The organism is Acinetobacter qingfengensis (assembly GCF_008693185.1).
Lineage (GTDB): Bacteria > Pseudomonadota > Gammaproteobacteria > Pseudomonadales > Moraxellaceae > Acinetobacter > Acinetobacter qingfengensis.
Genome location: NZ_VXKN01000002.1, coordinates 364,671 through 384,460 on the forward strand (window position 1 = coordinate 364,671; position 19,790 = coordinate 384,460).

16 protein-coding genes and 1 pseudogene are annotated in these 19,790 nt (G+C 37.9%); 9 read left to right on the plus strand and 8 right to left on the minus strand.

The window, feature by feature from the left end:
- The first annotated feature begins 15 nt into the window (after nt 1-15).
- Together F4V57_RS04280 and F4V57_RS04285 are read left to right on the plus strand one after the other, a co-directional pair.
- Nucleotides 16-555, plus strand: coding sequence for a DUF2058 domain-containing protein (locus tag F4V57_RS04280; RefSeq protein WP_070069518.1), 540 nt, complete (start codon nt 16-18; stop codon nt 553-555).
- 281 nt (nt 556-836) lie between these two features.
- On the plus strand, nt 837-1,829 hold the full coding sequence (locus tag F4V57_RS04285) for a sulfate ABC transporter substrate-binding protein (RefSeq protein ID WP_264754216.1): 993 nt from the start codon (nt 837-839) through the stop codon (nt 1,827-1,829).
- A gap of 48 nt (nt 1,830-1,877) precedes the next feature.
- Here F4V57_RS04285 and aceI read toward each other — a convergent pair whose 3' ends face one another.
- Complete coding sequence (aceI, locus tag F4V57_RS04290) at nt 1,878-2,315, minus strand: chlorhexidine efflux PACE transporter AceI (protein ID WP_070069519.1); 438 nt, start codon at nt 2,313-2,315, stop codon at nt 1,878-1,880.
- Between the two features lie 176 nt (nt 2,316-2,491).
- Nucleotides 2,492-2,692, minus strand: a complete 201-nt coding sequence (locus tag F4V57_RS04295) for a heavy-metal-associated domain-containing protein (protein ID WP_070069520.1) — start codon at nt 2,690-2,692, stop codon at nt 2,492-2,494.
- A 149-nt stretch (nt 2,693-2,841) separates the two neighbouring features.
- Here F4V57_RS04295 and F4V57_RS04300 point away from each other — a divergent pair, with 149 nt between their 5' ends.
- On the plus strand, nt 2,842-5,322 hold the full coding sequence (locus F4V57_RS04300) for a heavy metal translocating P-type ATPase (protein ID WP_070069521.1): 2,481 nt from the start codon (nt 2,842-2,844) through the stop codon (nt 5,320-5,322).
- 9 nt (nt 5,323-5,331) lie between these two features.
- On the plus strand, nt 5,332-5,727 hold the full coding sequence (gene cueR, locus F4V57_RS04305) for a Cu(I)-responsive transcriptional regulator (protein ID WP_070069522.1): 396 nt from the start codon (nt 5,332-5,334) through the stop codon (nt 5,725-5,727).
- Between the two features lie 32 nt (nt 5,728-5,759).
- Here the strand turns inward: cueR and F4V57_RS04310 are convergent.
- Together F4V57_RS04310 and putA are read right to left on the minus strand one after the other, a co-directional pair.
- Nucleotides 5,760-6,056: pseudogene (locus tag F4V57_RS04310) on the minus strand (septal ring lytic transglycosylase RlpA family protein); the annotation flags it as partial.
- Nucleotides 6,057-6,635: 579 nt separating this feature from the next.
- Entirely contained in the window at nt 6,636-10,394 is a 3,759-nt protein-coding gene (gene putA, locus F4V57_RS04315; RefSeq protein WP_081409185.1) for a trifunctional transcriptional regulator/proline dehydrogenase/L-glutamate gamma-semialdehyde dehydrogenase, read from the minus strand.
- A gap of 133 nt (nt 10,395-10,527) precedes the next feature.
- On the opposite strand from putA, the gene F4V57_RS04320 reads away from it, so the two are divergent.
- On the plus strand, nt 10,528-11,010 hold the full coding sequence (locus F4V57_RS04320) for an Lrp/AsnC ligand binding domain-containing protein (RefSeq protein ID WP_070069523.1): 483 nt from the start codon (nt 10,528-10,530) through the stop codon (nt 11,008-11,010).
- 863 nt (nt 11,011-11,873) lie between these two features.
- Nucleotides 11,874-13,364, plus strand: coding sequence for a sodium/proline symporter PutP (putP, locus tag F4V57_RS04325; protein WP_070068776.1), 1,491 nt, complete (start codon nt 11,874-11,876; stop codon nt 13,362-13,364).
- A 22-nt stretch (nt 13,365-13,386) separates the two neighbouring features.
- Here the strand turns inward: putP and F4V57_RS04330 are convergent, their stop codons facing one another.
- From F4V57_RS04330 to F4V57_RS04345, 4 genes are all read right to left on the minus strand, one after another.
- Nucleotides 13,387-14,742 (minus strand): PepSY-associated TM helix domain-containing protein, encoded by a 1,356-nt coding sequence (locus F4V57_RS04330; protein ID WP_227515653.1) that lies wholly within the window; start codon nt 14,740-14,742, stop codon nt 13,387-13,389.
- An 89-nt stretch (nt 14,743-14,831) separates the two neighbouring features.
- On the minus strand, nt 14,832-15,866 hold the full coding sequence (gene fba / locus F4V57_RS04335; protein WP_070068777.1) for a class II fructose-bisphosphate aldolase: 1,035 nt from the start codon (nt 15,864-15,866) through the stop codon (nt 14,832-14,834).
- A 120-nt stretch (nt 15,867-15,986) separates the two neighbouring features.
- Complete coding sequence (locus tag F4V57_RS04340) at nt 15,987-16,226, minus strand: hypothetical protein (protein ID WP_070068778.1); 240 nt, start codon at nt 16,224-16,226, stop codon at nt 15,987-15,989.
- A 22-nt stretch (nt 16,227-16,248) separates the two neighbouring features.
- Nucleotides 16,249-17,442 (minus strand): phosphoglycerate kinase, encoded by a 1,194-nt coding sequence (locus F4V57_RS04345; RefSeq protein WP_070068779.1) that lies wholly within the window; start codon nt 17,440-17,442, stop codon nt 16,249-16,251.
- A 144-nt stretch (nt 17,443-17,586) separates the two neighbouring features.
- Between F4V57_RS04345 and F4V57_RS04350 the strand changes: the two genes are divergently transcribed.
- Genes F4V57_RS04350 through F4V57_RS04360 form a run of 3 tightly spaced genes read left to right on the plus strand, consistent with a single transcriptional unit; the run spans nt 17,587 to nt 19,752 of the window.
- Complete coding sequence (locus F4V57_RS04350; protein ID WP_070068780.1) at nt 17,587-17,970, plus strand: DUF2237 family protein; 384 nt, start codon at nt 17,587-17,589, stop codon at nt 17,968-17,970.
- A complete protein-coding gene (locus F4V57_RS04355; protein ID WP_070068781.1) occupies nt 17,970-18,560 on the plus strand; it encodes a Maf family protein in 591 nt (196 codons plus the stop codon). The genes F4V57_RS04350 and F4V57_RS04355 overlap by 1 nt, the downstream gene beginning before the upstream one ends.
- Before the next feature lie 28 nt (nt 18,561-18,588).
- A complete protein-coding gene (locus F4V57_RS04360) occupies nt 18,589-19,752 on the plus strand; it encodes a cupin domain-containing protein (protein WP_070068782.1) in 1,164 nt (387 codons plus the stop codon).
- The last annotated feature ends 38 nt before the right edge of the window (nt 19,753-19,790 follow it).

A 19,790-nucleotide genomic window follows, 5' to 3' on the forward strand; every position in this document is an offset into this window, starting at 1 on the left:
TTATGGAGTTTACTGATGGTCAAAAATGCCTTACAAGCACAATTATTAAAAGCTGGGCTTGTTGATGCAAAAAAAGCCAAAAAAGCATCTAAACAAGCACAACATGCCCAAAAAACAGGTCAAGACAATCAGCAACAACTTAAAGCTCAAATTGAGCAAGCTAAACAGGAAAAAATTGCCAAAGACAATGCCTTAAATCAGGCAAAACAACAACAACTGGAAGAAAAGACCCTAAAAGCCAACATTATTCAAATGATCAATCAATATCGTATTCAAGATACATCAGGCGATATTGGTTATCAGTTTATTGACGAAAATAAAATCAAAAAGCTGTATGTCAGTCAGCAAATTTATAATGCTGTCGTCAATGGCAGTCTATGCGTTGCCAAATTGGACAATGATCAATATGCTTTTATTCCCAAAGCACTGGCAGAACGGATTGAGCAAAAATTGACAGGTTATATTCTTGGTATGCAGCAACAACAAGATGACCAGACAACAGATGAAGAAGATCCTTATGCAGCATACGTTATTCCTGATGATTTAATGTGGTAAATCCTCATTCGCCCGACAAAATAATTTTGTCGGGTAATCGATATTTAGATAATTTTTTAATGATAATTTCTCTAAAAATACAAGAAACTCTACAGAAAATGCCATCTTAATCACTCTTCTAATTTTTTTAAATATAATTTCACGGATCATCTTTACGTTGAGCATCACATATTGATTAAAAAATCATAACCATAGTTTATTTTATTATTTTAAAGTGAATTTTTTACCCTTTATATTCAATACTACATTTTAATTTTTGGGGAAAAATATCTGTGATTAACATCTTATTAAAAAGCAGCCTTACCGCAGCAATTTTATTTTCGGCTTCCCAGCTTTATGCCAAGGAATTTTTAAATGTTTCCTATGATCCAACTCGGGAATTTTATAAAGAATATAATCAGGATTTTGGGAAATTTTGGAAAAAACACACCAGACAAGATATTCAATTCAAACAATCTCATGGTGGTTCAGGTAAACAGGCACGTTCAGTTATTGATGGACTACAAGCAGATGTTGTTACCCTTGCGCTAGCCAATGACATTGAAGAAATTGTCAATGCGGGGCTGATTCAACCGGGTTGGCAAAAAGAATTTCCAAATAACTCTGCACCATATACCTCTACAATTGTCTTTCTGGTACGCAAAGGAAATCCTAAAAATATCCGCGACTGGAATGATTTAACCAAACCAGGCGTAGAAATCATTACACCAAATCCCAAAACTGGTGGTGCACCGCGCTGGATTTACTTATCTGCATGGGGATATGCACTGAAACAACCTGGAGGTAACGATGCCAAAGCAAGAGAACTGGTGAAAAAACTCTATCATAATGTCAAAGTATTAGATTCAGGTGCCAGAGGCTCATTAACCACATTTGCCGAACGTGGTATTGGAGATGTTCTGCTGTCATGGGAAAATGAAGCATTATTGGCCGTTCAAAATCAGGGTAAAGATAAATACGACATTATTTATCCATCGATTTCTATTTTGGCAGAGCCTTCCGTTGCAATTGTTGATAAAGTCGTTGATAAAGATGGAAACCGTAATCTAGCCAAAGGTTATCTGAACTATTTATATTCACCTCGTGGTCAAGAACTTGCGGCAAAATATAATTTTCGTCCAAGAAATGCAGCAGCTGCAAAAAAATACGCCTATAAATTCCCAAAAATCCAGACCTTTACCATTAATGCTGTTTTTGGCGGTTGGGCAAAAGCACAAAAAACTCACTTCGCAAATGGTGCGATTTTCGATCAAATCTATGCAGACCGTAAATAATCCAAAATCACACCCTATGCGTTAAAATCGCATAGGGTTTTAATATTTTTAATGTTGTGGCGCTGTATTAAAATAGCGTTGCATGATCACGTCGTAACACCATTGATAAATAAAGGTAAAGATCACAATACTTAAAGCCAAACCAATATCCAGTAATAATGCATGAAACAAACTCATATTCAACATCCATGCAATCATAGGTACGGTAAATATTAATAGGCCTCCCTCAAAACCAATGGCATGCAATATCCGAATCATAACGGTACGCTCTGTCCAACCGGCCCGGGTTTCCAGTTTTTCAAAACCAAAATTAAAGAACATATTCCAGAATACTGAAGTGATGCTCATAATGATCCATAGAATTGTAGTATGTGTAAGATTTTGCTTTAAAAATAAACTTAATAATGGTGTACCAATAATTAACAAGATCAACTCATAACACACCGCATGGATAATACGATGTTTTAATTGTTGTTTGGCTTGCATGATATACTCTCAAACATAATGTAAATGAAGGTAAAGCCATTATATTTCTTAAATAATGAAAAATAAAATTAGTTTCTTTCAGATTTATTGATAGATAATAACACTGGATCAGGCTAAATCTCTTTTGCGATGAATCGCCAGAAGAGATTTAAGCCTAAGGTTTTTAAATGTAATCGTTATTCAGCCAAAATTTTTGCCGGATAACCTTCTTCCTGTAAAAGTGCAATCACCTTTGCCGAATCAAGACTAGAGTTCACAATAACTTGTTTTTGTTGCAAATCTACAGCAACTTTTGCCTGTGCATCAGCATCTTGTAATGCATTTGTTACCGCACGAACACAATGCCCACACGTCATATTTTCTACAGAAAATTTCATTTTTCGATCCTCTATTGCGATAGATTGTCATGATAAAGCTTACCACTGTGGTAAAGTCAATGCGATTTATAAAATCATTTATTCAATATTTGACCTTACCATAGGGTTAAGGTTTATCATCAATAAAATATAAAAAACCGGAGCAGTTGATGTCTATATCTCCTCAATTTTCCAAAAAGCTCGAACTCAATATAAATGGCATGTCATGTGCATCATGTGTAGCTCGTGTAGAACGTGCCTTAAAAAAAATCGATGGTGTCGAGGATGCAACAGTTAATCTCGCCACGGAAAAAGCAACTGTATTTGTAAAAGATCATCTAGATCCACAAATTTTGATTTCTACCTTAGATAAGGCTGGCTATCCAGCAGAATTATTACAAAGCCCGCATTCAGCCCAGCATATACAATTGGACATTGAAGGAATGAGTTGTGCATCTTGTGTAGGTCGTGTAGAAAAAGCCTTGAATAAAATAGAAGGTGTCAAAACTGCCACCGTAAATTTAGCAACAGAAAAAGCTGATATTCAACTTCAGCACCCTCTTACACCACAATTATTAATACAAGCAGTTGAAAAAGCCGGATATCAGGCAAAATTAGTACAAACCAGTACCACAAAAGATCTAAGTTTAAAACGAGAGCAGGAAGCACAAATACTTTATCGCCAATTTATCATTGCACTTATTTTTACGTTACCTGTTTTTATCCTTGAAATGGGTGGGCATCTGATTCCAGCGTTACATCACTGGATCATGATACACATCGGTCTAAATAATAGCTGGCTGATCCAATTTATTTTTGCCACAGTGGTATTGATTTTCCCCGGCAGACGATTTTATCAACTCGGTATTCCGGCTTTATTCCGTGGTGCACCAGACATGAATTCTCTGGTTGCAGTTGGTACACTGGCTGCTTACAGTTATTCATTGATTGCCACTTTCCTACCACAATGGTTACCCGAACAAAATATTGCCGTTTACTATGAATCCGCTGTTGTTATTGTTACTTTAATCTTATTTGGACGCTATTTGGAAGCCCGAGCCAAAGGGCGCACATCTCAAGCTATTGCCCATTTAATTGGTTTACAGGCAAAAACCGCACATATTCAACGTGACCAACAAATCATTGATATTCCAGTAAAAGATTTACAGTTAAACGATGTCATGATCATTAAACCCGGAGAAAAAATTCCAACTGACGGCACAGTAATTGAGGGTTCAAGTTATGTGGATGAATCCATGATGACTGGAGAACCGCTTGCTGTTGCAAAAGTAACAGATGATCAGGTCATTGGTGGTACAGTTAACCAACAAGGAAGTTTGCATGTACGTTGCACAGCAATTGGTGAACAGACTGTTCTGGCTCAAATTGTGCAAATGGTAGAACAGGCACAAGGATCAAAGCTTCCCATTCAAACACAGGTTGATAAAGTAACCTTATGGTTTGTGCCTGCAGTGATGCTTCTTGCGTTAATTACTTTTGTCACATGGTTGATTCTCGCACCATCTCCTGCATTAAGTCTGGCTCTGGTGAATGCCGTTGCTGTCCTGATTATTGCCTGCCCTTGTGCAATGGGTCTTGCAACGCCAACATCAATTATGGTGGGTACAGGTCGCGCTGCTGAAATGGGGGTATTATTTCGTAATGGAGAAGCACTACAACGTCTAAAAGATACTCAAGTGGTTGCTTTTGACAAGACTGGCACACTGACGCAAGGTAAACCTGAACTAACAGAATTTATCTGTGCCAATGGACAAAATCCCGATCATTTGCTGGCTTACGCAGCAAGTCTTGAAACACAATCAGAGCATCCTATTGCTCAAGCAATAGTACAAGCAGCTAGAGTTAAACAACTGGATTTATTAGCGATCGAGCATTTTCAGGCAATTGCTGGCTACGGCATTCAGGGATTTATCGAATCTCGCACAGTTTATATTGGTGCAGCACGTTTTATGCAAAAACTTGATTTTGCCATTGATGAATTCTTGCAACAAGCACAACAATTCGCAGAACAAGGTAAAACCCCTTTTTACTTGGCAATAGAACAACAGGTTGTTGCCATGTTTGCAGTGACTGATCCGGTTAAGCCAGACTCCAAACATGCCATCGAACAATTACACCAACTTGGTTTACACGTTGCCATGATCAGTGGGGATAATCAGAAAACTGCCCAATATATTGCCCAACAATTAGGAATTGATGATGTTGTCGCAGAAGTACTCCCTGAACAAAAAGTACAAAGCTTACAAGCACTCAAACAAAAATATGCTGTGACTGCTTATGTTGGAGATGGTATTAATGATGCACCTGCTCTAGCTGCTGCCGATGTAGGTTTAGCCATTGGTACAGGTACAGACGTTGCGATAGAAACTGCCGATGTTGTGCTGATGTCAGGTAGCATTCAGGGTGTCGTAAACGCTTTTGCAATTTCAAAAGCGACCATCAGTAATATTAAACAAAATTTATTCTGGGCTTTTGCTTACAATGTTGCACTTATTCCTGTCGCAGCAGGATTACTCTACCCCAAATTTGGAATTTTGTTGTCACCGATGTTTGCAGCAGCAGCAATGGCATTGTCATCAGTTTTTGTACTCAGTAATGCTTTACGCTTAAAAACTTTTAAATTTAGGTAATCAAAAAACATGAACATTAGCCAAGCTGCACATCTCAGTCGTATCAGTGCCAAAATGATTCGCTATTATGAAAATATTGGGCTGCTTCCAAAAGTTGCCCGTAGCCATACTGGTTATCGGGAATATTTCCCAGTCGATATAGAACGGTTAAAGTTCATTTATCAAGCCAGACAATTGGGATTTTCACTGGACACGATTAAAACCTTATTACAATTACAGCAGGATCAACATCGCCGTAGTGCGGATGTCAAATATATCGCACAACAACATGTTGACGAATTGGAAAATAAAATCCAGAAAATGCAGGCAATGGTTAAACATTTAAAGCTGTTAATTCAGGATTGTGCAGGTGATCAAACACCAGATTGCGTCATTTTAAATAAGATTCAACAAGAGGACATTTGAATATTGTTATACTAATATCATAGATATAAAAATTAAGGCCCACTCACTCGTTCAATTTTTACGTTACCAACACCAGCATTAGCCAAACCAATCGCTTGAGCTGCGCCGTAGGATAAATCCAGTACACGATTACCATGGAAAGGGCCACGATCATTTACTTTAACCACGACGCTTTTGCCATTACTCTTATTGGTCACACGGATATAACAATTTAACGGTAAGCTTCGATGTGCCGCAGTCAATGCATTGGCATTAAAACGATCACCACTTGCTGTTTTACGTCCATGAAATTCACGACCATACCACGATGCCATACCACTCTGTACAAACCCTGTTTTTGCTTGCGTCTGGCTGCTTAAGGTCATCATGGGTGAAATTGCCAATATTGCCAGCAACATTGTTTTGAATAACTTATGCATATTTACTCCTTTTAAATCAGTACGGATATATGCAGGGAGAACAAGATGAACAAATATTCATCAAAAAATAAGAAGTGGCGATAATATTGCGCAAAAAACTATCCGTCTAGAAAAAACAACCAAATGATTAGAAATTGCCAAAATATAGATTAATTAATAAACAATATTGTAACATAATATTAATAAAGACTTATTTTTATTCAATTTTAACAAATTTAAGTTGTTTTTTTTATTTCCATTTATTTAATTTGGTTTTATCTATAAATATAAAGCAGTTATAGATACTCAATTATAGATAAATTATGAATAAATACAACTTTTCGAAAAATGCTTTTAAATCATATTTTCATACTTAAAGACAAGTTCATAACAATTTTATTTAAAAATAGCATTCTTACAAAAGCCCCCTAGATTTCCTTGCGAAAAGAAAACCAGGGGAAAAGGATTTATAGATACTTTTGTACTAAATCTAGTTTCATTTAAACAGGTTTATTCAGACATAGTCATCAAACTTGCGTTACCACCAGCCGCCGCAGTATTGATGCTTATCGCATGCTCAATGACCAATCGTTCCAAAGGAATATCAGCATAATCGCTTAAATGTGTTATCCCAACAATGGCTTTCTGATGAGAAAAAACCGCCTGCTGAAGTACAATGAGGTGGTCTGTTGTACCATGATGTAAAACAGCATCAAATTTTTCTGTTAAAGGATTTTTTACCACATCAATTGCTTGTCTAATCTCTTTCGGCAAGCTTTGTTGATATTTTTGTATAAAGTGACTGTCACTAGCAATCAATGCTTTTGCATTAACCGCAAAGATTGCCAATAATTGATACGCTTGTTCAGCCTCATTCGAGGCAATGGACAATACTTTTTCACGAGGCATGATCACATATTGATTACTTTCCCCTGTTGGACCTTGTAATTCATAAACAGTATCAATCATAAATGGATGAATAACACGATCATTGAGTTCAGGCATGTACTGCTCTAACCATTGTTTAAATTTATGGTAATTTGCCAAAGCCTCTGTATTTTGATTTTTATAGATGGCTTTAACTGCAAAAGGTTGTGTTAGCCCAGTTGCAACATAGCCACGCATTAACTTATATAAGTACAAAGGGCCACCTGCTTTCGGGCCTGTACCAGATAGACCTTCTCCACCAAATGGCTGTACGCCCACCACAGCACCGACAATATTCCGATTAATATATAAATTCCCAACATTGGCATGATCTATTACTTGCTGTATGGTTTGGTCAATTCGGGTATGTAATCCCATGGTTAAACCATACCCTTTGGCATTAATCTGCTGTAATAAAGCTTCAATTTGTCCTGCTTTATATCTCACTAAATGCAATACCGGCCCAAAGATTTCACGTTGCAGATCATTTAAATCCGGTAATTCAATCAAAGTTGGTAAAACAAAAGTGCCTTGCTGTGCGATATTTTCAAGATTATTCGTTTCATTAAATGTACCCTGATACACTGGGTAACCTTTGGTCTGCATCGTCTGGATATGTTTTTCAATATTTTGTAATGCTTCATGATCAATGACAGGGCCAATATCGGTTTGTAATTTGTCAGGATTACCTACACGTAGTTGCTGCATTGCACCTTTAAGCATTTTAATAACAGTATCAGCACAATCTTCCTGTACACAAAGAATCCGTAAGGCTGAACAGCGTTGACCTGCACTATCAAATGCGGAATTAATCACATCAAAAACAACTTGTTCTGTTAAGGCAGAAGAATCCACAATCATGGCATTTTGACCACCAGTTTCTGCAATCAAAGTCACCGGTTGCCCATCGAAGGTTAAACGCTGCGCCACGGTTTTTTGCAAAATTCTGGCAACTTCTGTTGATCCTGTAAACATGATGCCATTGACCATGTCATGCTGACTCAATGCAGCACCAACCGTTTCTCCCCGTCCCGGTAGCAATTGTAAAATAGATTCAGGAATACCGGCTTCATGCAATATTTTTACTGCCTGAAAAGCGATTAAAGAGGTTTGTTCCGCAGGTTTAGCCAGCACACTATTTCCTGTCACCAGTGCCGCAGCAATTTGTCCGCTAAAAATAGCAAGCGGAAAATTCCATGGACTGATACATAATACAACTCCTAATCCTTTAATATTTTCAGGATGAGTGAGGCTTTGTGCGTGTTGCGCATAATATCTCAGAAAGTCTACTGCTTCTCTGACTTCTGCGATGGCATTTGCGTAGGTTTTACCACTTTCACGACACAATAACACCATGAGTTCCAAAAGCCTTGATTCCATGATATCAGCAGCATGTTCCAGACATTTTGCCCGTAGGGTGACTGGTTGTGCCTGCCATTCAGGTTGATGTTGCTGAGCATTTTGCAAAGCCAATTGAATTTGTCGCGCTGAAGCTTCAAATACTGCACCGACCAGATCCTGATGATTTGCAGGATTAAGAATAGCTTGAGGTGAGCCTTCGGTTTCTATGGTATCACCAGCCACCAATGGAGAACTTTGCCATGTATGTTGTGCATATTGCTGAACAACCTGATTGAGCTGCAATAAACATGAATCATCTGTAAGATCAAAACCTTGTGAATTTTTACGCCCTAACAAATAAATGTCTTTTGGGTAAGGGATTTTATGATTTTTTAAACCAATATACCCATCCTTCTCGGCATTGATCGCAATATCCTGTGCCGGAGATCGGATTAAATCCTGTATATCCAGATTTTCATCAGCAATTCGATTCACAAAAGATGAATTTGCACCATTTTCTAATAGTCTGCGAACCAGATAAGCCAATAGGGTTTCATGATTTCCTACAGGGGCATAAATTCGACATGGTACGCCTAATTTACCTTCTTCACATGATCCCACAACGTTTGCATATAAAGGTTCCCCCATACCATGTAAACATTGAAATTCATATTGATCAGGATAATATTTTTCTGGATCAGCTAAATGATAGATGGTTGCCAGACTGTGCGCATTATGTGTGGCAAATTGCGGATAAATTGCTTCAGGTTCAGCCAAAAGTTTTTTCGCACAGGCGATATAGGATAAATCGGTATGAACTTTACGTGTATATACAGGATAATCACTCATCCCATCAATTTGGGCTTTTTTAATTTCACTGTCCCAATATGCACCTTTAACCAAACGTATCATTAAGCGATGCTGACTACGTTTGGCCAAGTCAATAATACAATCCACGACAAAATAACAGCGTTTTTGATAAGCCTGAATGACAAAACCAATACCGTTCCAATCTTTTAACTCAGGCTCAAAACACAAGCGTTCCAGCAATTCCAGAGAAAGTTCAAGACGCTCTGTTTCTTCAGCATCAATATTTAGGCCAATATCATACTGTTTGGCCAAAAGTGCCAATTCCAGTACACGGTCATATAATTGCGTATGCACCCGATCATACTGAGATCTTTGATAACGTGGATGTATTGCGGATAATTTAATGGAAATACCCGGGCTATTATAGACACCTTTACCGGCAGCAACTTTACCAATGGCATGAATTGCATTGATATAATCATTCATATATCGCTGTGCATCCTGCTCTGTGAAAGCAGCCTCCCCCAACATATCGTATGAATAGCGAAAACCTTTTTGTTCAAGATTTCTGGCATGATCCAGCGCTTGCTGAATTGATTCACCAGTGACAAATTGCTCGCCCATGATACGCATGGCAACATCTACTGCTTTGCGAATCACGCCTCGACCACACCGTGCCAAAATTCCGGTAAGCACACTGGAAAAATTTTTATTATTTGATGTTTCAAGTAACTTACCTGTAAACATCAATCCCCAGGCTGCTGCATTGACAAACATTAAACGACTTTGCCCCACATGCTCTTTCCAGTTACCTTGGTGGATCTTATCCTTAATTAATAAATCCCGTGTGTCTTTATCTGGTATACGCAACAAAGCCTCAGCTAAACACATTAAGGCAATTCCCTCTTCGGAGGATAAAGAAAATTCCTGCAATAATCCCTGAACAACACCAGATTTTCCTGATTGTGCTTTTTGTTCCCGTAATGCCTTAGATAATTGATATGCCAGCTTCTGAATTTTATTTTCTTGTACATCTGATAATTTGGCAAAATCCAATAATTCCTGTACAGCTTCACTTTCCGAACGACGCCATGCTTGATTGATTTTTTGCTGTAATACCGTTTTTTTTGCGAGATAAGTAATGTCTTTTTCGCCTTGTATTACATCCGCTTGTTCACTTTTCTCCACCATGTCCCAACCACCCTGCACACATTTTAATTAAATCCAAAAAAATTGGATATACCGAAATTTTGAACTATAATTGCAAAATATATGCCGAATATTTCACTATATTTTTATATTTTTTTGGAGAAAAATTTATTTTATGGAACAAAAAACCTCACTTGACCGTATAGATATCCAAATCCTTGATATCTTGCAAAAAGACGGAAAAATATCCAACATTAAACTTGCAGAGGCAATTCACCTATCCCCAACTGCGGTAATGGCAAGAGTTCAAAGACTCACTCGTGATCAATATATTCTTGGATATTATGCTCATCTAAATCCCAACAAATTAAATGCCAGTTTTCTGGTATTTGTTGATGTTTTATTAGATAAGACCACACCGCATTCCCTGGAAGATTTTATTGCAGCAGTACAAAATTACCCTGAAATTATTGAATGCCACATGACAAGTGGCGGCTTTGATTTTATTTTAAAAATTCGTTGTAAAAATATGGATGAATATCGACGTATTTCAGGGCAAATTCTCTGGCATCTTCCGGGTGTAAAAGAAACTCGTAGTTATCCTGTGATGCAAGTTGTCAAAGAAAGTAGCAATCTAAAACTTAACTTCAGAAAATAAAACATCAATACACTGTATAGCCACATGAGCATGTGGCTTTCGTTCATTTGTAGAATTCATCAAAATTTAATATTCAACGTATGTTGAGAATGAGGCATATATTCTATTTAAGCTAGACATAAAATATTTGTATTCTATTTTTGCACAAAAATGTCTAAATTAGCCGCCTACTACGTTAATCAAGTTGCCGATATATGCATAGTGACGGTACTAATTATTTCATCTAGACCATAATTCTTCTCATTTTTTATTAAACAAAAATCACCCTGCAACAAGCGCAGTCCAATTTCAAATTCTTACATTTTGTTTCAATTAAGTTTTTAATCAAAATTTTTCGCTATTTTAATCGTATTGAACCATTTTAAAGCATTAAAAGTAAAAATTTATCTAACGACATTTTTTAGATAAAAGTAAGAGTATGTTGAAAGAACGGTTACCCATAATGAGAATAATATATTTTCTCTTTTACTTTCATATCATTATATTTGTGTCTATCTATCCATCACTTAAATCAGTTGTTTTTTAAAATTATTTTCCACTACTCAATATCTAAAATTTAAATTCTATCTCTATATTTTTCGTTATTATTAGATTAAAATTCCAAAAAAAACTAAATCATATTTTTTTATTTATACATCAAAACATCGTATTTATAAGCAATGAATAACCTTTGCATGATTTTGATGCAGTGATGAACTTTTTTAATTCAAAAGTATTTTAGATAAAATCAAGCTTAATTTACACAAATTTACTTTTGTTTACATTTATTAACATTTCAAATATATTTCAATATGCTTAAATCTGCTCGGTCGGTACATGTATCCAAAGCTATTCCATTATTCTATTAGGAGCCGAAAAAGAACATGGAGTTATTCAATCCAACAGTAATTACTTTTATTTTATATATCATTGGGATGGTCGGGATTGGTTTATATGCATATAGGGCTACCCGAAATTTTTCAGATTATATTTTAGGTGGAAGAAGTTTAGGAAGTTTTGTAACAGCCTTATCTGCTGGGGCTTCTGATATGAGTGGCTGGTTACTCATGGGTTTACCTGGTGCAATTTATTTATCTGGATTGAGTGAGGCTTGGATTGCAATTGGTTTAATTATTGGCGCATGGCTTAATTGGTTATTTGTTGCTGGACGTTTACGTGTTCATACTGAAGTTCAACACAATGCATTAACCTTACCAGATTATTTTACGCATCGTTTCAATGATACCCATAAAGTACTTCGAATCTCGTCAGCATTGATCATTTTAATTTTCTTCTCAATTTATTGTGCATCAGGCATGGTAGCAGGTGCTCGCTTATTCGAAAGTATTTTTGAGATGCAATACACTACGGCATTATGGCTCAGTGCAATCGCAACAATTAGTTATGTATGTATTGGTGGATTTTTAGCGATTAGTTGGACAGACACCTTTCAGGCAGCCATGATGTTATTTGCCTTATTCTTAACACCAGTATTTACTTATCTTGCAGTTACTGGCGATTCACAAGATTTTATTACCTTGATTGATACTGCACGTCCACATGCTTTTGATATGTTCTCAAATGTCAGTTTTATTGCGGTAATTTCTGCAATGGCATGGGGGCTTGGTTATTTTGGTCAGCCCCATATTTTAGTACGTTTTATGGCAGCAGATTCGGTAAAGTCAATCCCAAATGCACGTAAAATTGGTATGGCATGGATGATTCTATGTTTGGCTGGTGCCGTAAGTGCTGGTTTTTTCGGGATTGCCTATTTTCAGTCACAGCCTGAATTAGCAACGCATGTTAATGCCAATTCTGAAGTGATCTTTATGGAGCTTACTCAAATTCTGTTCAATCCATGGATTGCAGGTATTGTATTAGCAGGAATTCTGGCAGCCGTTATGAGTACTCTAAGTTGTCAGCTACTGGTCTGTTCAAGTACCTTGACTGAAGATTTTTACAAATCCTTCCTACGCCCAAATGCTTCACAGAAAGAGCTGGTTTGGATTGGCCGTTTAATGGTACTGGCAATTTCTGTCTTTGCCATCTGGTTAGCCAGCAATCCTGAAAGCAAGGTCTTAGGTTTAGTTTCTTATGCATGGGCTGGATTTGGTGCTGCTTTTGGCCCATTAATCATTCTGTCTTTACTTTGGAAGCGCATGACTTTAAATGGTGCTCTGGTGGGGATGATTGTAGGTGCCGTCACTGTAATTGCATGGAAAAACCTGTTTGGTTCAACCGGTATTTATGAAATTATCCCAGGTTTTATTTTATCCATGCTATCTATTGTGATTGTCAGCTTATGTGGTAAAGCACCCACAAAAGATGTCACTGATCGCTTTGAAGAAGCTGATCGATTATATCATCAACAATAAATCGTTCATTTTAAAATGCCCATCAAGGGCATTTTTTATGGCTATTTTTCGATCTAAGATATGCAATGATTCCGACACAGCCATTGATCAAAATTAAACTAACCAACCATATAGGTAATAAAATTCCTATCAGAAACAAGATACTGAATAAGATTAACCTTTGCTTCTTTGACGCTGACAAATATATGTGCCCAAGTTGTTTTTGTAAGGTAAATAAAGTCTGTAGAGGTCGAGCATGTTGCCACCACATACGATAGGCCATAAAGATTAATAGCATCATCAACAAACCACCAACCAATAAAAACAGTTGATTTATCCAGCCAAATAACACGCCAATATGTAGATCTACGCCCCATCTGGTTAATTTTGCTGACCATGGAAATGATGCAAATGATAAACGATCCGTTATTTGCTGTGTACTCATATCCACTGCCAATGCATCAATTTGAATCGGCCAGCGATGATTTATTTCCTCGATTGACCAAGCTTTTTGCAGGTTATTACTTGGTTTAATTTGTAATGCCTGTGCTTGTAAACCCTGTTGTCGTGCAATATATATGATATTGTCAAAAGCACTAAGATCTAAAATAGGATGTTGATGCTGCGGCGTCATCTGTAGATGATGTTCTGCATGTGGATCAGATTTTTTTTGTATCGATGAATTCAACTGCAAATTTAAACTGGGTGTATTTTGATTAAACCAGTGCCGAATCTGGGCAATATTGGCTCCGGCCCATTTAGACCAAGTCAAACCTGTTAATGAAAAGAACAAAAGCATGGGTAATATCGCCAGACCAATAGTTTTATGCCAAAAACGATTATGGCTTTGTGGTTGCTTTTTGTGACGACTCAACCACCAAACCATTATACCGGTCATTGCAAAAATACCTAACCAACTGGCAGCCAATTCACTATAACTTCGCCCCCATTCACCTAATAATAAACTTCGGTGTAACTGATCCAAAAATAATCTTAATGGTAAAACACCACTGGTACCATAAACTTGTAATTGTCCTTGTATTGCTAAAGTATTAGGATTCACAAAAATCGCAATGTTCTTGTCGGGGTGCTGTTCCTGAACATACACAACACGAGTAGTATCCCGAACACTTGGTGCAGGTCGCACGCTAGTAATCACTGCATCATGTGGTAAAACCTGATAAGCGGCATAAACTTGCTGACTAAGCGGATAGGCCGTGTGTTTCGGTAATTGATCAACATACAATATTTTTTGATAAATCATTTGTTCTAATTGTGGTGTAGCGCCATAAAGTACACCAGTAAATGCGGCAACAAAAATAAATGGTGCCAAAAATATTGCAAGAGAATAATGGCAGAGATGCAAGATATTCAACCATAATGCTTGTATTTCTCGCATTTATTCCACCTTTTACATGATAAAAGTCATTAAAAAATAAAAACCGCCTGTTTTAAACAGGCGGTCAGATATGACAATTTTAATCAAGATTAATAGCGTTCAACCATTTTTTCTAGCGAAATTGGACGAATTTTTGAAGCGTTGCCTTCAGTACCAAACGCTTGATAACGATCAATACAGACTTGTTTCATACTATCCACAGTTTTTGCAAGATATTTACGTGGATCGAATTCAGCCGGATGTTCAGCCATAAACTGGCGTATTGCACCTGTAGATGCTAGACGCAGGTCTGTATCAATATTAATTTTACGCACACCATGCTTGATCGCTTCAACCAACTGATCAACAGGTACACCATAAGTTTCGCCAATATTACCGCCATATTCATTAATGACTTTTAGCCATTCTTGAGGCACAGAACTTGAACCATGCATTACAAGATGAGTATTTGGCAATGCTTCATGGATTTCCTTGATACGGTCAATTGCCAAGATATCGCCTGTAGGTGGACGAGTAAATTTGTATGCACCATGTGACGTTCCAACAGCAATTGCCAGTGCATCCACATTGGTATCATGAACAAATTGTCTGGCTTCTTCCACAGAAGTAAGAAGCTGGGAATGATCCAATACCCCCTCTGCACCCACACCATCTTCTTCACCAGCCATACCGGTTTCAAGGCTGCCCAAACAACCTATTTCACCTTCAACAGAAACACCACAAGCATGAGCCATAGCTACAACCTGACGTGTTACATCAACATTATATTCATAACTTGTAGGTGTTTTACCATCGGTTCCCAATGATCCATCCATCATGACTGAGCTAAATCCCAACTGGATCGAACGCTGACAAATCGCAGGGCTGGTACCGTGATCCTGATGCATCACCACTGGAATATGTGGAAATTCTTCAACCGCAGCCAAAATTAGATGACGTAAGAATGGAGCCCCTGCATATTTACGTGCCCCGGCAGATGCCTGCACAATCACTGGAGAGTTTGTTTCGTCCGCTGCCATCATAATGGCACGCATTTGTTCCAGATTATTTACATTAAACGCCGGAACACCATAGCTATGTTCAGCAGCATGATCCAGCAACTGGCGTAAAGAGATGAGTGCCATATTATCCTCCAAAAATCTTGCGCTATTTTACCCCGAGAATGATTTTGATTCAGCTAAAAATAACCTTTAAAAACAAAAAATCCCCACTACTGCGGGGATTTTTAGATCAAATTGCACAAATTAATTTGCTGCTGATGCGGCAACATCACCTGATGCACTTTCACCTTCAACTTTAATGGCTTCTGGATTTGGTTTATCCAGTGAGTCAATTGCTGCTTGTTGTTCTGGTGTAACTTCAGTTGAAGTTGTTGTTGCTGTTTGTTCAGAGGATGCTGCTTGCGCTGGCGCATCTTTTTTACCACACCCTACCAATACTAACGGTAATGCAATGATCAAGCCTGCTAACAAATTAATCTTCATGTTTTAGAATCCTGGGCAAATTTTAATTTTTTGCACGTTCCAGTAATACCGCTACTGCTGGTAATGTTTTGCCTTCGACAAACTCTAAGAACGCACCACCGCCGGTTGAGATATAGTCAATACGATCAGCGACTGTATATTTATCAATTGCTGCTAGCGTATCGCCACCACCTGCGATTGAAAACCCTGTACTTTCTGCAATTGCAAGAGATAATACCTTGGTTCCATCACCAAACTGGTCAACTTCAAATACCCCAACTGGTCCATTCCAAAGTATAGTCTTGGATTGTTTCAATAATGTTGCAAAGTGCTGTGCAGTTTCTGGACCAACATCCAAAATCATGTCGTTCTCTGCAACATCAGCCACATTTTTAACAAGCGCTTTTGCACTTGCCAGTGAACCGAGAAAATCTGAAAAGTCAATTTCAGCAGCATCAGCAACAACCACATCGGTTGGTAATGGAATATCTACTTTTGCAGCAATATTTTTGGCAGTTTCAATCAAATCAGCTTCATATAAAGATTTACCGACTGGATAACCTGCCGCAGCAAGAAAGGTATTGGCAATTCCACCACCAACAATTAATTGATCGCAAACACTGGATAATGAATTTAAAACATCCAGCTTGGTCGATACTTTTGAGCCAGCGACAATAGCAACCATTGGTTTCTCTGGCGTTTGTAATGCCCTACCCAGCGCATCAAGTTCTGCGGCCAATAAAGGGCCTGCTGCTGCTTGTTGTGCATAACGTGCCACACCTTCAGTTGATGCCTCTGCACGATGTGCTGTACCAAAAGCATCCATCACAAAGACATCACATAACGCAGCATATTTTTGTGCCAACTCAGCTTTATTTTTCTTTTCACCATGATTAAAACGCACGTTTTCCAGTAATACAACCTGACCAGCTTGCACATCGACCCCATCAAGATACTCAGTGATTAGCTTTACATTCTGTCCAAGAGCTTCTGTTAAATATATTGCTACAGGTGCCAAAGATTGCTCAGGCTTTACTTCTCCTTCTACTGGGCGCCCCAGATGTGAACAAACCATAATTGCTGCACCTTGGGCTAGCGCATGCTTAATGGTCGGTAAGGCTGCACGTAATCTTGCATCACTGGTAATTTTGCCATTTTTTATCGGAACATTTAAATCTTCACGAATTAATACTCGCTTCCCTGCCAGATCCAGTTCTGTCATGCGCTTAAAAGTCATCAAATTTTCCTCTTTATCATTTGTTTAAATTCGCTCAAATTTTATAGCAATCTGTGTAAAAAGGTAGTTCTATTTAGATTTTGTATGAACATTCCTTTAAATATCATTTATCATTATGATGCTAAATCATGTATAGGTATATGTATGTCGTTTCATCCCGATCCAGAGATTAATCGTTTAAATGTATTTGGCGAACCTTTAGCCAGTTGCTGTTTTGATCCAGTTACCGGATATTATCGAGATGGATTCTGTCATACAGGTTACGAGGACTACGGCCTGCATACCGTTTGCGCTCAGATGACTTCCGAATTTTTAACCTATTCACAGCAAATGGGGAATGATTTAATTACACCATTACCAGAAGTAGGTTTTCCAGGTTTAAAACCAGGTGACTATTGGTGTATCTGTGTATCTCGCTGGGTGGAAGCTTTTGAGCAAGATGTTGCCCCACCCGTCAAGCTTAAAGCCTGTCATCAAAGCGTATTACAATTTGTAGATCTGGAAACATTAATGGAGTTCGCTGTTTAATGTCAGCTACCATTATTTTGGCCTCAAGTTCAGCGACTCGTAAAACGTTATTAGATCGCTTACAACTGGATTATCTCAGTATTAGCCCTGATATCGATGAAACACCATTACCATACGAAACAGCGCAACAACTTGCCTTACGTTTAAGTATAGAAAAAGCTCAACGAATTGCTCAACAACATCCAGATGCAATCGTAATTGGTTCCGATCAAGTGGCTTACTGTGCAAATTCTCCCCAGCATTTTATTGGTAAGCCAGATAGCATAGAAAATGCAATCAACCAGCTACAACAGCAATCCGGAAAAATTATACACTTTAGCACGGGATTGTCGGTGCAATGCATCAATCAAAATATACATTATCAAACGGTTGTACCTTTTCAGGTGCAATTTCGTCAGCTTTCTAAGGCCGAAATTCAGCGCTATATCGAACTTGATCAACCTTTACATTGTGCTGGCAGTTTCAACTGTGAAAGTCTTGGCCTGACACTATTTGAATGGATGTATGGCGATGACTATACTGCATTAATGGGATTACCTGTCATTCAACTTTGCCATTATTTACGCAAGCTTAATATTCTTTTACCTTAATTTTTCATTCTTTTATTTTAGGTCAATTATGTCTGAACAACTGAGTATTTTAGGTGGCTTAACTGCCGAACAATTTTTACAAGAATACTGGCAAAAAAAACCACTTTTGGTTCGTAATGCACTACCTGAACTCATTGGAATGTTTGAACCTGAAGATATTCAGGAACTTGCACAAGAAGACCATATCACTGCGCGTTTAATCAGCCAAAATGGTAAAAATCATGACCAGTGGAAAGTAAAGAATGCCCCGTTAGAAGCTAAAGATTTTAAAAAATTACCCGAATATTGGACGTTATTGGTACAAGCTGTTGATCATTATTCCTTTGATTTGGCTGAATTGTGGAAAAAATTCAGCTTTATTCCACAATGGCGTCGTGATGATGTGATGGTTTCTTATGCAAACAAGGGAGGATCAGTGGGTCAACATTTTGATTTTTATGATGTATTTTTAGTACAAGGCTATGGTCATCGACGCTGGCAACTTGGACAGTGGTGTGATGAGAATACCGCTTTTATCGCCAATCAACCATTAAAATTATTACCGGATATGCAACCTGATTTTGATGAAATACTTGCACCCGGAGATCTATTATATGTTCCACCTCGTTTATCACATTATGGTGTAGCACAAGATGAATGCCTGACCTTTTCTTTTGGATTTAGAATGCCTAATCAGGCACAAATCATCGATCGGCTCAGTGATCATTTTGCAGATCAAAATAGTGCAAAAAATCCAATGCTTGATATTTGTCGCCAACAAGCCCAATCCATTGGAGAAATTGAACAACGGGAATTTGATGATCTCAAGCAAAAGTTAATAACCGCCATTCAGTCCAGTACAGGATTTGAAGAAGCAGTAATGACACTGATCAGCGAAGCAAAATATCCTGACAATATTCCCGAACCTGAGCCTATGGATGCTGAAGAATTACTGGATTATGCCGGACAGAATATTTTACTAGGCATTGAACCAGCAAGCCGTTTATTGTACCGTCAACTGGGAAATGAACTGCAATTCTGGGGTAATGGTGAGCTATTCGTAATTAATCCGGCCTCACAGCATTTGTTCAAACAATTGGCTGATGGCGAACATCTGGCACTCGATCTATTTTTACAAGACAAGAAGATTACAGAAGATTTGGCAGAAGCTCTTAATCAGGCACTCTTATTGATTATCGAAGAAGATGATTAGCTATAAATGCCTATTTTATTCATTAAATGATAAAAAAA

What these genes read in the sequence shown, in the direction of transcription:
- F4V57_RS04280 (WP_070069518.1), top strand. Translation starts at nt 16, where the DNA reads ATGGTCAAAAATGCCTTACAAGCACAATTATTAAAAGCTGGGCTTGTT.
- aceI (WP_070069519.1), bottom strand. Translation starts at nt 2,315, where the DNA reads ATGCAAGCCAAACAACAATTAAAACATCGTATTATCCATGCGGTGTGT.
- F4V57_RS04295 (WP_070069520.1), bottom strand. Translation starts at nt 2,692, where the DNA reads ATGAAATTTTCTGTAGAAAATATGACGTGTGGGCATTGTGTTCGTGCG.
- F4V57_RS04300 (WP_070069521.1), top strand. Translation starts at nt 2,842, where the DNA reads ATGTCTATATCTCCTCAATTTTCCAAAAAGCTCGAACTCAATATAAAT.
- cueR (WP_070069522.1), top strand. Translation starts at nt 5,332, where the DNA reads ATGAACATTAGCCAAGCTGCACATCTCAGTCGTATCAGTGCCAAAATG.
- putA (WP_081409185.1), bottom strand. Translation starts at nt 10,394, where the DNA reads ATGGTGGAGAAAAGTGAACAAGCGGATGTAATACAAGGCGAAAAAGAC.
- F4V57_RS04320 (WP_070069523.1), top strand. Translation starts at nt 10,528, where the DNA reads ATGGAACAAAAAACCTCACTTGACCGTATAGATATCCAAATCCTTGAT.
- putP (WP_070068776.1), top strand. Translation starts at nt 11,874, where the DNA reads ATGGAGTTATTCAATCCAACAGTAATTACTTTTATTTTATATATCATT.
- F4V57_RS04330 (WP_227515653.1), bottom strand. Translation starts at nt 14,742, where the DNA reads ATGCGAGAAATACAAGCATTATGGTTGAATATCTTGCATCTCTGCCAT.
- fba (WP_070068777.1), bottom strand. Translation starts at nt 15,866, where the DNA reads ATGGCACTCATCTCTTTACGCCAGTTGCTGGATCATGCTGCTGAACAT.
- F4V57_RS04340 (WP_070068778.1), bottom strand. Translation starts at nt 16,226, where the DNA reads ATGAAGATTAATTTGTTAGCAGGCTTGATCATTGCATTACCGTTAGTA.
- F4V57_RS04345 (WP_070068779.1), bottom strand. Translation starts at nt 17,442, where the DNA reads ATGACTTTTAAGCGCATGACAGAACTGGATCTGGCAGGGAAGCGAGTA.
- F4V57_RS04350 (WP_070068780.1), top strand. Translation starts at nt 17,587, where the DNA reads ATGTCGTTTCATCCCGATCCAGAGATTAATCGTTTAAATGTATTTGGC.
- F4V57_RS04355 (WP_070068781.1), top strand. Translation starts at nt 17,970, where the DNA reads ATGTCAGCTACCATTATTTTGGCCTCAAGTTCAGCGACTCGTAAAACG.
- F4V57_RS04360 (WP_070068782.1), top strand. Translation starts at nt 18,589, where the DNA reads ATGTCTGAACAACTGAGTATTTTAGGTGGCTTAACTGCCGAACAATTT.